The sequence below is a fragment of the Flavobacterium sp. DSR3-2 genome (assembly GCF_049896525.1).
Taxonomy (GTDB): domain Bacteria; phylum Bacteroidota; class Bacteroidia; order Flavobacteriales; family Flavobacteriaceae; genus Flavobacterium.
On sequence record NZ_JAFCUM010000002.1, the window covers coordinates 244,087 to 258,557 of the forward strand.

Consider the following 14,471-nt stretch of genomic DNA (forward strand, 5'->3'; position numbering starts at 1 on the left):
TGATATATTTAAACACGAATTTCACTAATTTTCACAAATAAATCAGTTGTGAAAAATATGAATTTTATTAATTTTAGATTGTTATTAAAGAATTATTCTTTGATATTTGAGGCTGTCTTCACCAAAATTAACTAATAATCCTAGTTTGTTTTGGGAAGCTGCCAGATAATTTAAAGTTTGTTTTATTTCACCACTCGTTAAACTTTGAATTGCTTTTATTTCTAAAATAATTTCATTAAAAGCGACAAAATCTGCAAAATAATAACTTGGTAAAATGGTGTCTTTGTACGATATTTTATATTTGGATTCTCTGTTGTAAGGAATTTCATTTTTCTTTAATTCATATTCTAAAGCATCTCCATATACATTCTCGTTATGACCTTTGCCAAGAATTTTGTGAACTTCCATACACAATCCTATAATTTTGTATGTTTCTTCTTTTAAATAAAATTCCGCCATTTTTTTGAAAATTTAATCTGTGTAAATCTGTGGAATCTGTGTTTAAATTATAAAAGGTTTTTGTCTAAACTCATCTTCTTCAGTACTCACAATTCCCAACGCTTTATAAACATAAGCAAACGTGGATAAAATTTCCGGTTTTCCATCGATAATAGCAACGTCATGTTCAAAATGGGCACTTGGTTTTCCGTCAGCAGTCGTGATTGTCCAGCCGTCCTTGTGTTGCTTGATGTTTCGGGTACCCATATTAATCATTGGTTCAATCGCGACAACCATTCCTTCTACAAAAAGTTTTCCTCTGCCTTTTTTGCCATAATTAGGCATTTCAGGATCTTCATGCATTTTTTGGCCCAAGCCGTGACCCACTAATTCACGAACCACACCATAACCATGCGATTCGGTATATTTTTGAATTGCGTTTCCAACATCTTCTACGCGGTTTCCTAATTTGAATTCGCGGATGCCAACGTACAAGCTATCTTTGGTTACCTGCAATAATTTTTTAGTTTCAGGAGAGACTTCACCTATCTCGAAAGAATACGCGTGATCGCCGTGATATCCATTTTTGTATGCGCCACAATCTACTGAAATTACATCACCACTTTTTAAAGGTGTGTTGTTCGGAATCCCATGAACTACTTGCGCATTTGGACTCATGCATAGTGAATTTGGGAAACCATATAATCCAAGAAAACTTGGTTCAGCTCCATGATCACGAATGAATGTTTCGGCTAATTTGTCCAGATATAACGTTGTGACTCCTTCTTTGATCTCAGAAGCAATCATTCCTAATGTTTTGGATACGATCAATGCACTTTCGCGCATTAATTCTATTTCTTCTCGTGATTTTACAATAATCATAATTTCGAATTTTCAGTTTGCAAAAGTACAATTTTATAATTATTTAATCCGGATTGGCCATTATTTTAAAAAGCTCTGAATTTGAAATGTAAAAGCGGTTTTCCAAAGCAATCTTCGAAAGTTGCGCAATTACTAAATTATTCTCACGGGTATTTATTAAAAACAGTGAACTTTCACCAAAAGAAAATAATCTTTCTTCTGAATTTAACATCGTGCGATTATCCTGAACCAAACTTTTTATGAGCTCTTTTTGTCTTAACAAGGATTCAATTTCCATTTTTTGGGCATTGATTTTATTGGTCAACTGTACTTTTTCTAAGTCCAATGTAAATTCGGTTTCCTGTACTTTGTATTTCGCCAATTTCAAACTTCCGCGTTCTTTTCGAAGAAATAAAGGAAAATAAAAATCCAATCCGATTTTATAATCCTCAAATTGATAATTATCAAGATAGCTAGGTTCTGAAATATAGGAGTAACCCACATCAATTTTAGGTAAAAGCATGTTAGCCTTGAGTTTTCTCTCTACATTTAGCATGTCAATCTTGCTTTGCAACGCATTTATTTTTGGATGATTGGTGATGGAGAAATCCGTATTCAGTAAATCATTGGTTTTTAAACTTTCCTGAATCGTGAATTCCAATTGAATTTCGGGAATTAATTCATCGGATAATTCAAGCGGAATGTTGTTTTCCAACCAAAGAAAATTAGCGAGTTCTAATTTGGCTTTAGCCAATTTAAGCTTTGAATCTTCTAAATTTAATATGCGGTTTTTTACAATAATTCCCGCTTCAACACTGTCTATCGCAGGTTTGTCTCCTTGTTTAATTAACGATTGAATTCCTTTCAATCTTACTTGCGCATTTTTGTTATATTCCTCATATAATTGCACTTCATTGAAGTTTTTCTTCCAATTAAAATATGCTAACGAAGCATCATACAACACTACAATAGCCTGCAATTTTCGTTCTGCCTGACTCAACTGAATTTGCATTTTTGCTTTTCGTACATCCGCCATCCTCTGATTGATAAATAAACCTTGTCCAAGCGGAACAGTTACACCCAGCGAAGTTAAGCCTTGATTGGGAAGCGTATTTTGGGGATTCAAATACACACCTTCACTATTATCAAAGCCCGCTTTAATCTCGATTCCATACCAAGTTGGAATTTTGAAACTGCTGTTCAAAATAGAATAATATTCGGTGTCTTTAAATTGTTTTTTGCTGAAATCGACTTCAATTTTTGGATCAAATCCACCGCGAGCCATCATCAAATTAGCTTGTGCTTTATTGATTTCTAAGTTGGCATTCTTCACCAGTGGATGGTATTTTTTTACATAACCCAAAAACTCGGTGTAAGTGAATTCTTTTGAGTTAATATCTTGAGCTGACGCAACGAACCCAAAAAATAAAAACGCTAAAAATAGGTGTTTCATTATTTCTTTTCTTTTGTGGTTTTGGTCGTTGGTTTGTAATAATTTGGAGGGAATCCGTTCAATGTTCTCCAAATTTCAAACCAAACAGGTACATTATGCAGCAAGGCAATAGTTTGCGCTCCTGCTCCTATACTTAATTGTTTCGGCCATTTATCTTCGTTTTTATCGGGAGCAATTAATACCCGGTATTTGCCATTTTCACTAATGAAGTTTTCAATAGCAACAATTTCACCGCCAAAGGTTCCATAAGACATGTTGGGCCATCCTGAAAATACAATGGTGGGCCATCCATCAAACCAAACCCGTACTTTTTCGCCCTTGCTTAGCAGTGGCAAATCTATTGGGTTTACAAAAGTTTCAACGGCTATGTCATATTGTGAAGGCATTATGGTTGCAATTGGCGTTCCTTCTTTGATAGTTTCTCCTAAACCAGATTGTATAGCCCTATTAATATAGCCATTTTGCGATGCTTTGATGTAATACATGCCGTTTCGAATGCTGTAATTGGCATATTGATTTTCGAGTTTATTTACCTGCGCATCAGTATCGTACTGACTGCTGAGTGCTGTAAATTTGTCACTATTGGCCTTAGAGACTTTCTCAGCATATTCCGCGCTTAGTCTGTTTATTTCAACTTTTGCGTTTATAAGCTCGTTTTTACTGGTTAAATATTTATTTTCCTGCGTGATAATTTTAGCTTCCACTTCTTGTAATTTCAGCCTTTTTTCTTCAATATCAGTCAAAGGTTTTAACCCTTCTTTATTCAGCTGGACGGAGCGATTGTATTGTGTATTGGCTATTTTTAATTGGGTTTTCACGGCTACCAAATCCATGCTGTCACTTTCAATTTTTAAGCGAGATTGCTTGATTTTATTTTGTGCTTGTTCCTGTTTCAAGACTTTTTCTCTTTCAATGGCTTCTATTTGACCTGAAAGTGTAGTTACTTTTGAGCTATATGATTGTAATGATTGTTTCTTGGCATCTATTTGATTTTTTGTATTTTGAATTAAATTTGGATCCATGTAATCTTCTTTTATCTCTGAAAGGAATACAATTGTATCGCCTTTCTTGACAAAATCACCTTCTTGAACATACCATTTTTCTAAGCGTCCAGAAATCACACTTTGAATAGATTGCGGTCTTTGGTCTGGTTTTAATGTAGTGACGCTTCCGGATCCTGAAATGTTTTGTGTCCAAGGCAGAAACAATGCTGTTACAGCTATAATTGATACAACTGCGATAATTTTATTTAAAATTTTATAATGGGGCCTGTTTGTCAAGTTTTTTACCGTAGCAAAACGATCTAATGGCTGCAGTTTTGTTCTATTATCAGATATGTTTAGCATGACTAATTATTTTTTAAATCCAGTTGAATAGCTCCATTTTGCATGGTGATAATGCGATTGCATTTGGTTTTCCAATATGGATTTTTTGAGGAAACGATTATCGTCCAGTTGTTTTTATCGGAAGTAAGGAAATCAATAATTTCATTAGCAACTTTAATGTCCATCATGTCCGTTGGGTCTTCATAAAAAAGCACTTTTGGTTTGTGTAATATACTTCTGGCCAGAAGTACTTTTTCAGCGTCAGAAGAAGTTAATTGTTTACCTTCTGGAAAAATGTGAGTATCGAGACCCTTTGAGAGTGTTTTAACAAAGCTGGAAAGTTGGACGCCCTCAATAGCCCATTTTAGATTTTCATTGCTTACGGAGTTGCTATTAAAGGTAATGTTTTCTAATAGTGTTCCTTCAAATGGTGTTTCACCGTGTATAACACCGCCAATTTGTGAACGATATTGTTTCAAGTTAATTTTTCTAAAGGTATCGTCATTTATGTAAAAAGTACCGGACGTAGGTTGTAATAAACCAGATAATATTCGGATTAGCGTTGTTTTTCCAGAGCCATTTGGTCCCTCAATTGCTATCTTTTCTCCTTGTTCAATTTTTAATGACAAATTACTCAATATTTCTTTGTTTGAATGGGGAAATTTAAAAGTAAGATTTTCTATTTCTAATGAAATATTAGCGTAACAAATATCGCTGTCGAATGCTGTTTCTTCATCTAATTCGAGATCAGTTACTTGTCCTATTTTTTCGATAGAAGTTAGGACGTCATAAAATGTTTCCAGTCCAACAATTATTTTTTCGACTGAATTGATGACCAATAAAATAATAATTTCTGCTGCTACAAATTGTCCTATGTTCATTTGCTGTGATAGGACCAAAAAACCACCGATAGATAATAAACTCCCGGTAATCAATATTTTAAAAATAATTAACTGGCTAAATTGCCTTTTGATTACGTTAAAATGTTTTTCTCGATAATTTAAGTAATCACTTACTATATCATTGTTTTTTTGCAAGCCAAAATTGTAATGAAGGTCATTTTTAAAACTGTAATTATTTCGAGCTAATTCTTGTAGCCAACCCGCAACTTTATATTTGAATTTTGATTCTTTTAAGCTGGTTTCCAGTCCTGATCTATAGGAAAATTTGAATATAAAATACAAAAGGAAAAACAGTAAAACACCAAATACAATAAAGTAAGGGTGGTACAAGGATAGTAAAATTACTCCAAAAACAATTTGTAACAACGCCGCTGAAAAATCAGTTAATAGTTTAGAAGTTCCTTTTTGAATGGTCATCGTGTCAAAAAAGCGGTTGGCTAATTCTGGCGGATACGAATTGTACAATTGATCCATTTTTATTTTTGGCAATCGGGCCGCAAATTCAAATGAGGAACGGACGAATATTTTTTGTTGCAAATTTTCGGTAATTCTTAGTTGCATTAAAGATAAAATCCCAACTAATGCCACACCAAAAATTACTAAAATAATTAAAACTATCCAGGAAGCACTTACTCTTCCGGATTGAATAAAGTTGGTGATTGCCTGAATTCCCAGCGGCAAAGACAAGCTTATTAATCCTGCAAAAATTGCGTAAAAAAATATTTGATAGACATCTTTTCTATCTAATGCAAGTAGTTTATAAAAACGATTTAAAGGAGTCATAATAGCTGTGATTTGTTTTATCGTAAGACATTTTTAATAAGATTCAGGTAAAAGTGGGTGGTGGTAACGGATTCATTACAATCGGTTATGGTTTTTAAATGCTCCTTGAGGAAATGTTGGTGTAAGCTACCCTCAACTATTGTTGAAACTAGTGATTTTGCGAAGGGATAACTTGGATTGACCTCGTTTACAATTGCCACAATGCGATTGATTACCCTTTTGTAAATTAAAAAAAAACCCTCCTTGTTTTCCTGATCTATCTCTTTTGTCTGAAATGTTTTCGTGAATTCCGCAATAATAATATTATTTAAAATGGCTTCATTGATATGCTCCGTATCGGTGTCATCTGTAACTTTTTCAGTTACGATGGTTATTGCTTTGTTCAGTTTTTCAACTGGATCTGTTATATTTGTTGTAGCAAAAAGAAGTTTGTATTCCATCCAACTCCAATACCACGAGGATAAATAAATTAACAATTTATGTTTATTTTCAAAATATCGATAGATGGAGCTTTCATTGGAACCAATTTTTTCACCCAATTTTTTGAATGTGAAATTATCAAATCCAATTTCGTCAATTAAAATAATTCCTTGTTCGATGATTTTTTTGCCCAAAGGAGATGTTTCTGGATTCTTAACGTATATTTTTTCGTTGACTTGTATCTTTACGTTAGCTAGTATGGTATTCATAATCGATGATGTTTGTATAATTGTTTCAGCAATGCGGTGTTTAAAAAAGCCTTTCGTTAAATAAAATATAATTATGAAGTCTCATACTGTAAAGATTAAAATTAGTGGATTGAAGACTAATAAATTTCTTGTAAAAAGCACCGCAGAAGAAACAAAACGGTTAAAGATACTACTGCAAAATCAGAATAAAAGTGATCCTTTGAACGTACCTCTTTTGTATCTCTTTAGTTTGCGACTGATAAACAACAACATTAAAATTAAAATGAACGTGATTGGGTTTTATTTTAAAACAAATCAGATACGATAAATAATTAAGTTTTGCTACTACCAAAAAATTTACTTTTCTTATTTTGTTTTTTACAGTTTGATTCTAAATCCAAAATTCAAATTTTCTTCAGAACGATTTGGAACTATGATTTTGTTATAACGCATATCTAAGAACTGTAAATGCTCTAATTGTTTGATTTCTTTTGGAATCTCATTGAATTGATTGTTATTTAAATATAAAAATTCTAGATTTTTCAAACTACCAATAGTATTTGGTACACTATTTAAATTGTCATTTTCTAAATGCAATATTCGCAAAGAAGGCATTTTGCTCATTATTTTGATGTTTGCCTCTAAATTTAAATTCTTTTCATCATTTAAAAACAGTTCTTCTAAGCTTCTTAACTTCCAAAAATCTTCTGGTAATACTGAAAAATCATTTCCACTTAATTCTAATATTTTAAGTTTTGATAAAAGGATTATCTCCTTTGGAAGTTCCTTTAAGTGATCGTTTTTCAAACTTAGGTATTCAAGATTAATAAATTTTGACCAACTAATACCGTCTAGTTTTAATGTTTGATTACTCAAGTTCAGTCGAAATACTTTATCCGGATCCTTTAATGCTAGTTCAATATTTGTAAACTCCTTTTTGATATCATTTGAATTAGATATTTGCCCAAAGCTCAAATGGGCAATAAGAATAACGGCGATAGTGTATATAATTTTCATTTTATTATATTTAGTCGGTTTTTTGTTACTATTAAGGCAGTGTTAACAACGATTATTTAAGATTCACTCGATCGCTAGTGTCACGAATCCAGCCTGTTGTTACAAAACCTACATATTAATTGCGAATATAATAGTAATACTATTGACAATAATGGTATTTAACTTTTATTTATAAAAAAAGCTACTCGTGTTAAGAGTAGCTCTTTGTTAAATATATATAAATAGGTTATAGTAAAGAATGACAAGTCATTGCTTCGGGTTTTTCTATTCCCATTAATTCCAAGATAGTTGGAGCAATATCACCAAGAACTCCATCATGAATGATCCTTAAATCTTTATCCACTAAAATAATTGGGACAGGATTTGTAGTATGCGCGGTATTTGGACTTCCGTCAGGATTAATCATCGTCTCACAGTTTCCGTGATCGGCAATTACGATGGTTGTATAATTGTGGGCTAATGCTGTCGTGATTACACTTTCTACGCATTTATCAACGGCTTCACATGCTTTTATCGCTGCACTCATAATCCCGGTATGTCCTACCATATCGCCGTTAGCAAAATTCAGGCAAACAAAATCCACTTCTTCTTTTTCCAATTCAGGAATCAAAGCAACAGTCAATTCAGAAGCGCTCATTTCAGGCTGCAAATCATAAGTGGCAACCTTTGGAGAGTTTTTCAAAATACGGCTTTCGCCAATAAAAGGCCGTTCTCTTCCACCGGAAAAGAAGAAAGTCACGTGAGGATATTTCTCCGTTTCGGCAATACGAATTTGCTTTTTGTGAGCTTTCTCCAAAACCTCACCAAGCGTTTCCGTGATATTATCTTTATTATAAACGACTTTTACGTTTTTGTACGTTTCGTCATAATTGGTTAGTGTAACATAATACAAATTGAGTTTGTGCATGTTTTGTTCATGACAATCCATTTGAGTCAATACTTCCGTTAATTCTCTTCCTCTGTCCGTTCTGAAATTAAAGAAAATAACCACGTCATCTTCTTCAATTGTGGCTAATGGTTGGTCATATTCATCGACCATAACCATTGGGTGAATGAATTCATCGGTTACATTTACTTCATAACTTTCTTCGATGTTAGCGACTGCATTTCTTGAATGTGTTCCAATTCCGTTTACCAATAAATCGTAGGCGAGTTTTACTCTTTCCCAGCGTCTGTCACGATCCATTGCATAATAACGTCCCACAACCGAAGCTAGTTTTACGGTTGTATTAACGATATAATCCTGTAAATCCTGAATGTAATGTTTGCCGGATTTTGGGTCTACGTCACGACCATCAGTAAACGCGTGAACGAAAACTTTTTGTAATCCGTGTTGTTGCGTCGCGTCAATCAAGCCACGTAAGTGAGAAGTATGAGAGTGTACGCCACCATCTGAAACCAGACCTAAAAAGTGTACTTTTTTATTGTTTATTCGGGCATACGTAAAGGCATCAACTAAAACTTGCTCCTTGGCTAAAGTATCGTGTGCAACAGCAAGATTAATTTTGGCTAAATCCTGATATACAATTCTTCCGGCACCTAGATTCATATGACCTACTTCACTGTTTCCCATTTGGCCGTCAGGAAGTCCAACATTTAAACCATCTGTTCGAAGTTGAGCACTTGGATAATTTCTATAGAGACTATTGATAAATGGGACGTTGGCATTGTCAATTGCTGATACCTTAGGGTCAGGAGATTTTCCCCAACCGTCCAAAATCATAAGAATTACTTTTTTGTTCATTGTACTTTATTTTAAACAAAGGTAAAGTATTTCTAAAAATGTTCGAATGAATGGAAATCACTATTATACATTCAGCGGTGATCCACAACAAAAAATGATTATTTTGTTGCGGATAGTTATCTTTTTTATAGTTAATGCATTTAGAATTTATTCTTAACCTGATTGTAATCTATAAAATATCGCACACTTATCGAGAAAACATGACTCAAGGCATCGTTATTCAGTAAATTGGTGATATTTTCAGTAAATTTTTTATTGATGTTTCGGTCAAAACCGCCTGAATTATTTCGATATAAAACTGAAACTTGACTTCCCGGCGCGAACCACCAAGAGTAAGACAAATCAGCATTCCAGGAATAAAAACTCGAGTTTTTGTTGTCTGTGTATCCCGCAAAATCAGCCAGTCTTCCGTTTTGTAATAATGATAAAGCGTTTTTATTTTCGGCATACGACCAGTATTGACGTAAAGCAATATTAAATGTCATTTGACTGTTCAGTGAATACTTCCCGGAAAGCGCATTGGAATACGTAATTACATTTCTATTCGCAAAAATTATAGTATTTGGCGTAGCTGAATTGAGGTCATCATTAATGCTGTCAATGTAGCCTTTATTATTGTTTTGTCTAAAAAAGTTGAAGTTATAGTTCAATGATAATTTATCATTAAAACGATATCTTGGACCCACAGAAAAACCATAGGAATTTCTTCCAGCCTCATCAAAAACAGCGTAAGATGGATTAAAATCAAAAGCGAAACTATTGTTGTAATTGGTTGAAATGTATATAAATCCGCCAATCTTTGTAGGTTTTATAACGTATCTGTCAGTGGTTCTCGGTTCATAATAATCATAAGTTTCGATAGGGTTAACATCAAAGCCTATTCCTAAATAATGATTTTTTTTAGTATTCGAATTAATCTGGAAGTTTATATTGCCGGACTGTAACTTACCGGTTTCTTTTTGAAATTGCGAATACGTGTTTATTCGGGCATTAAAGGAGTTAAAATACTTCGTTGGATTAAGGATTCGATAACTGCCGTTACCATATAGACTGTAATAGTTAGTCTCAAAGTTGATTCCTAAATCATTGTTGTCAAAATCTTTGGTTGTGATGTCAGCTCCCACACCATAACGGAATTTGCCACTGGTTTCGGAGAAATTCAATTGGGAATTAATTCCTTTTTTATCTTCTGCACGATTGATGTAACTGTATTTGAAATCACCCGCAAGGTTGTAAGTGTTTTTCTTGGTATTCAAATCCCAGACTAATGCCGTCACATTTCCATCTCTAAAACTCCCGTTTCTGGTAACATTTGTGTTTACAAATGCAACGGAGGAATTTTTGCGAAAGCGCTGGTCTAGTACCAAAACATTGTAGTTTGCCAGTGGTTCCACTACTTCTTTTCGTATTTCTTGTGTATTAATATTTTGAAATGATGCGAAAGTTTTTTCGGTAACAGCATTCAGAATTCCTATTCCCAACCCATTTTTAGTTCTGCCAGAAACTTTAAAAGCATTGATAAGGTTGACACTTGCTGGATTGTCAATAATTTTTTCATTGGCACCAGCGGTTGGATAATTGGTTGGGTTTCCCCCAATTCGTCTCGAGTATACTAAATTACCTTTACTAAACAAATCAGTTCCTTCCGTGAAAAAAGGTCTGTTTTCATTAAATTGTTGTTCAAATGGACCTAAATTTAGGATTTGATCATCGTATTTTGTTTGTCCAAAATCAGGAATTAAAATCATATCCAGAGTAAAAGCGTCATTTATTCCATACTTTAAATCCAGTCCGCCTTTAAGCGTTCCGTATGTTTTTTGTCTCGCGTCAGCATTTACATAAAAAGAAGAATATGGTAAAAGAAAAAGTCGGGTAGGTGGTTTTATGTTTTCAATTCCTTCCAAAACTCCGGTTTGTTGGGTGAAAGTTCCTAGTTTAGAATCAATGAAATTCCAAGTGTATTTATGACGGTCTCGTCTTATTTCTCTGAAAAAATTAAGTCCCCAAGTTTGTTTGTTTTCTCCAGAAAAACGCAGTGCAGCATACGGAATCCGCATTTCTACCACCCAACCTTTATCCGTAATAACAGCTTTGCTTTTCCAAACTGCGTCCCATGAATAATCCTCGCCATTAGTATCAGTAGTGATACAATCGGCCTGACCGTCAGCAGCATTTACAAAAAACTGAAAATCTTGCTGTCCGTCATTGAACCCATTAATAAAAACACCAAAAACGTCTGAAGTACCAAAATTATCCCGTTGCGTAATTTCTCTTAAGATTTTTTTAGGATTGTCATCGAGCATCAGCGCTCCGATGTAGATCGCGTCATTATCGTATAATACCCTAATTTCAGTTTTTTTATTTTCAGGAATTGTTTTGCCGTTATCAGGTTCAAACATAATGAAATCTGAAGCTACTGCCGCAGATTGCCAAATCGTTTCATCTAAGTTTCCATCAACTTCAATTTTTTCTGAAATGAATTTGGTTTGTAATGTTTTTTTTTGGCTGTAACCGATAAAAGACAGTAATAAACAACAAAAGAGGAAGTGATTTTTCATGAAACGATTGATTGATTGGTGATTGATGCTAAATTATAAAAACCAAAATAGTTTCACAGGCAGCAATCACCAGTCCACTGAATAGTTTGAATGAATAGACTCCATTTTCAATGATATGTTACAGTTTGATTTAAAAAAATTAAAATTTATTTTTTACTGAATTGTAATCAATAAAATAGCGAATGCTTACAGAAAGCACGTTAGTAAGGTCACTACTGAAGATGTTTTTAAGATTTTTGGACAAATCTTTTTCTACTACGCTGGCTCTTTCTAAACCATAATTACGGTACAAAATAGATATTTCGCTTCCGGGAGCAAACCACCATGAATACGATAAATCGAAGTTCCAGGAATTAAAATTCCTATCTTTATTTTGTGCGTAAGTGCTGTTTGGGGTCAGATAACCGCTGTCTTGTAAAGTGAAAAACTCATGGTTTTTAGAATACGACCAATAATACCGTATGGTTAGATTGATGGTCATTTTGTTGTTGAGAGCATATTTCCCAGTAAAATCATGCTGAGCAGTTTCTCTGGTACGTTCGGCAAAAAAGATTTCGGTTTTGTCAGTATCAACCCAGCCACGATCGTTAGTTTTGTTAAAATATTCCAATACATAAGTAAGAGAAAATCTGTCATTAAATCTGTATTTTGGACTTATGTACAACCCATAAACGTTTCTGTCTTTCTCATTAGATATTGTTACTGACGGTTGCAGAACGATGGTGAAAGGATTATTGTCATTGGAAGTGAAATTTACAACTGCAAAAACTTTTTGTGGCAAAAACACATATTTACCATATTCACGGGGTTCGTAAAAATCATATGTTTTGAATGGTGAAAATTCAACAACAAACTCTAAAGCGTCGTTACTTAAAGTTCTTGCTTTAATTTCTGTGCCAAAAGCTCCGGTTTGTAATTTTCCAGAGGTGTTGTCCATTTCAAAATTAATATATTGATTGATCCTGAAAGTATTAAAAAGTTTCGTTGGATTTACAATTCTGTAGCTTCCATTGGCATAAGCATTATGATAATTGGAATAAAAATTGATTCCCAAATCATTAATATCATAATTTTCTGAAACATATTTTCCGGAAAACCCATAACGATATTTCCCACTCGTTTTTGCAAAACCTATTTCGGTTTTAAAACCATCGTAATCTTCAATTGCGTTGATAACGCTGTATTTGAAATCTCCATACAAATTATAGGTATTTTGTTTTGTGTTTAAATCAAATAACAAAGCAGAGGAATTTGCATCTCTGAAATCGCTATTTCGGGTGGTATTTGCATTTACAAAAGAAACAGATGAGTTTTGGTTGAAACGCTGATCCAAAACAAACATATTATAATTAGTCAATGGTTCAATTACTTCTTTTCTAATTTCTCCTGTGTCATTATTTTTTATAGTAGCCTTTGTTTTTTCAGTAACGGCATTCAGGAATCCAATTCCTAATCCTTTCTCAGTACGACCTGATATTTTTATGGCATTCAGTAAATCTACGGTACTTGGATAATTAATGGTTTCTTCTTCATTGGCAAGGAGTAATTCAGTAGTGGAACCGCCACCAATTCTTCGAGAATAAAACAATCCTCCTTTGCTAAATAAATCAGTTCCTTCAGTAAAAAAAGGTCTGTTTTCTTCTAATTGTTGCTCGAAAGGTTCTAAATATAATATTGCATTATCAAATTTTGTCTGTCCAAAATCAGGAACCAAAATTGCATCTAATGTAAAGGAATCGTTGATGCCGTATTTTATATCCAACCCAGCTTTTAAAGTAATACCTGAACCAATATCACTTTGTTGGTAGTAAGCAGAGGAATACGGAATCAAGAAAAGTCGAGTTGGAGTTTGTATATTTTCAATTCCTTGAAGAATTCCTGCTTGTGGAATTACCGCCCCAATTTTAGTATCAATCCTATTCCACGTATATTTTTGCACATCCCGCTTAATTTCGCGCATAAAGTTTAATCCCCAATTTTGTTTGTCAGCTTTTGAAAAACGTAAAGCAGCGTAAGGAATTTTCATTTCCACAACCCAACCCAATTCGGTGATCGCAACTTCACTATCCCAAATGGCATCCCAAGTAAAATCTTCATAATCCTCGGTCGCTAAACAATCCATTTGTACACCTGCGGCACTCACGAAAAATCTAAAATCCTGTTGGCCATCATTAAAACCATTGATGTAAACGGAGAAATGATCCGAAACCCCAAAAACATCTCTGTTAGTTATTTCTTTCTGAATTTTGCCGGGTTCGTTATCATACAGCATTGCCGATATGTAAATAGCATCATTGTCATAGAGCACTTTTACTTCTGTTTTTTTATCATTGTTTATGGGTTTTCCATTATCAGGTTCAAACATGATAAAATCTGAAGCAATTGAAGCCGATTCCCAGATTTTCTCATTGATCTTTCCGTCGATTGTAATGTTTTCTATGATGGATTTTGCTTGAAGTGTCTTTTTTTGACCAAAGGTGTTAATACTGCAAATAATTAAAAAAAGTAATGATAAATAAATACGTTTTGACATGAATTATTGTTGTATGTGGGCAAAAATAACAAAAATAGTAGATAATGTATTTTTATTTTCTTGCGTTTAAACAATTTTTTTCACTATATTTTGTTATATTAAGATTAAAGTTTTTATAATTTTTGTTTTTACGGTGCTATTATGTGTAGGTTTGCCACCGAGAAATAAAGTTTAACTTAAAAAGAATCA

The 14,471-nt window shown here is 33.6% G+C and carries 10 protein-coding genes; all 10 read right to left on the reverse strand.

Annotation, left to right across the window (positions count from 1 at the left end; genetic code table 11):
• Window positions 1-84: 84 nt before the first annotated feature.
• The 10 genes from ACP7AV_RS04620 to ACP7AV_RS04665 all read right to left on the reverse strand — a co-directional run bounded on the left by ACP7AV_RS04620 (window position 85) and on the right by ACP7AV_RS04665 (window position 14,282).
• Entirely contained in the window at window positions 85-459 is a 375-nt protein-coding gene (locus ACP7AV_RS04620; RefSeq protein ID WP_426090946.1) for a GxxExxY protein, read from the reverse strand.
• A 42-nt stretch (window positions 460-501) separates the two neighbouring features.
• The gene (gene map, locus ACP7AV_RS04625) at window positions 502-1,320 is read right to left on the reverse strand and encodes a type I methionyl aminopeptidase (protein WP_426064219.1); all 819 of its coding nucleotides are present in this window, start codon (window positions 1,318-1,320) and stop codon (window positions 502-504) included.
• Window positions 1,321-1,363: 43 nt separating this feature from the next.
• Window positions 1,364-2,752 carry a TolC family protein gene (locus ACP7AV_RS04630; RefSeq protein WP_426090948.1) on the reverse strand — a complete coding sequence of 463 codons (1,389 nt, stop codon included), beginning with the start codon at window positions 2,750-2,752 and terminating at the stop codon, window positions 1,364-1,366.
• The gene (locus ACP7AV_RS04635) at window positions 2,752-4,098 is read right to left on the reverse strand and encodes an HlyD family secretion protein (protein ID WP_426090949.1); all 1,347 of its coding nucleotides are present in this window, start codon (window positions 4,096-4,098) and stop codon (window positions 2,752-2,754) included. The genes ACP7AV_RS04630 and ACP7AV_RS04635 overlap by 1 nt, the downstream gene beginning before the upstream one ends.
• A 2-nt stretch (window positions 4,099-4,100) precedes the next feature.
• On the reverse strand, window positions 4,101-5,762 hold the full coding sequence (locus ACP7AV_RS04640) for a peptidase domain-containing ABC transporter (RefSeq protein ID WP_426064216.1): 1,662 nt from the start codon (window positions 5,760-5,762) through the stop codon (window positions 4,101-4,103).
• A gap of 17 nt (window positions 5,763-5,779) precedes the next feature.
• Window positions 5,780-6,451 (reverse strand): TetR/AcrR family transcriptional regulator, encoded by a 672-nt coding sequence (locus ACP7AV_RS04645; protein ID WP_426090950.1) that lies wholly within the window; start codon window positions 6,449-6,451, stop codon window positions 5,780-5,782.
• 357 nt (window positions 6,452-6,808) lie between these two features.
• Window positions 6,809-7,447 carry a leucine-rich repeat domain-containing protein gene (locus ACP7AV_RS04650; protein ID WP_426090951.1) on the reverse strand — a complete coding sequence of 213 codons (639 nt, stop codon included), beginning with the start codon at window positions 7,445-7,447 and terminating at the stop codon, window positions 6,809-6,811.
• Between the two features lie 226 nt (window positions 7,448-7,673).
• Window positions 7,674-9,191: a 2,3-bisphosphoglycerate-independent phosphoglycerate mutase gene (gpmI, locus tag ACP7AV_RS04655; RefSeq protein ID WP_426090953.1), complete on the reverse strand. Its 1,518-nt coding sequence runs from the start codon at window positions 9,189-9,191 to the stop codon at window positions 7,674-7,676.
• A 140-nt stretch (window positions 9,192-9,331) separates the two neighbouring features.
• A complete protein-coding gene (locus ACP7AV_RS04660; RefSeq protein ID WP_426090955.1) occupies window positions 9,332-11,749 on the reverse strand; it encodes a DUF5916 domain-containing protein in 2,418 nt (805 codons plus the stop codon).
• A 139-nt stretch (window positions 11,750-11,888) separates the two neighbouring features.
• On the reverse strand, window positions 11,889-14,282 hold the full coding sequence (locus tag ACP7AV_RS04665) for a DUF5916 domain-containing protein (protein ID WP_426090956.1): 2,394 nt from the start codon (window positions 14,280-14,282) through the stop codon (window positions 11,889-11,891).
• Window positions 14,283-14,471: the final 189 nt, after the last annotated feature.

What these genes read in the sequence shown, in the direction of transcription:
- ACP7AV_RS04665 (WP_426090956.1), bottom strand. Translation starts at nt 14,282, where the DNA reads ATGTCAAAACGTATTTATTTATCATTACTTTTTTTAATTATTTGCAGT.
- ACP7AV_RS04630 (WP_426090948.1), bottom strand. Translation starts at nt 2,752, where the DNA reads ATGAAACACCTATTTTTAGCGTTTTTATTTTTTGGGTTCGTTGCGTCA.
- ACP7AV_RS04640 (WP_426064216.1), bottom strand. Translation starts at nt 5,762, where the DNA reads ATGACTCCTTTAAATCGTTTTTATAAACTACTTGCATTAGATAGAAAA.
- ACP7AV_RS04645 (WP_426090950.1), bottom strand. Translation starts at nt 6,451, where the DNA reads ATGAATACCATACTAGCTAACGTAAAGATACAAGTCAACGAAAAAATA.
- gpmI (WP_426090953.1), bottom strand. Translation starts at nt 9,191, where the DNA reads ATGAACAAAAAAGTAATTCTTATGATTTTGGACGGTTGGGGAAAATCT.
- ACP7AV_RS04650 (WP_426090951.1), bottom strand. Translation starts at nt 7,447, where the DNA reads ATGAAAATTATATACACTATCGCCGTTATTCTTATTGCCCATTTGAGC.
- map (WP_426064219.1), bottom strand. Translation starts at nt 1,320, where the DNA reads ATGATTATTGTAAAATCACGAGAAGAAATAGAATTAATGCGCGAAAGT.
- ACP7AV_RS04635 (WP_426090949.1), bottom strand. Translation starts at nt 4,098, where the DNA reads ATGCTAAACATATCTGATAATAGAACAAAACTGCAGCCATTAGATCGT.
- ACP7AV_RS04660 (WP_426090955.1), bottom strand. Translation starts at nt 11,749, where the DNA reads ATGAAAAATCACTTCCTCTTTTGTTGTTTATTACTGTCTTTTATCGGT.
- ACP7AV_RS04620 (WP_426090946.1), bottom strand. Translation starts at nt 459, where the DNA reads ATGGCGGAATTTTATTTAAAAGAAGAAACATACAAAATTATAGGATTG.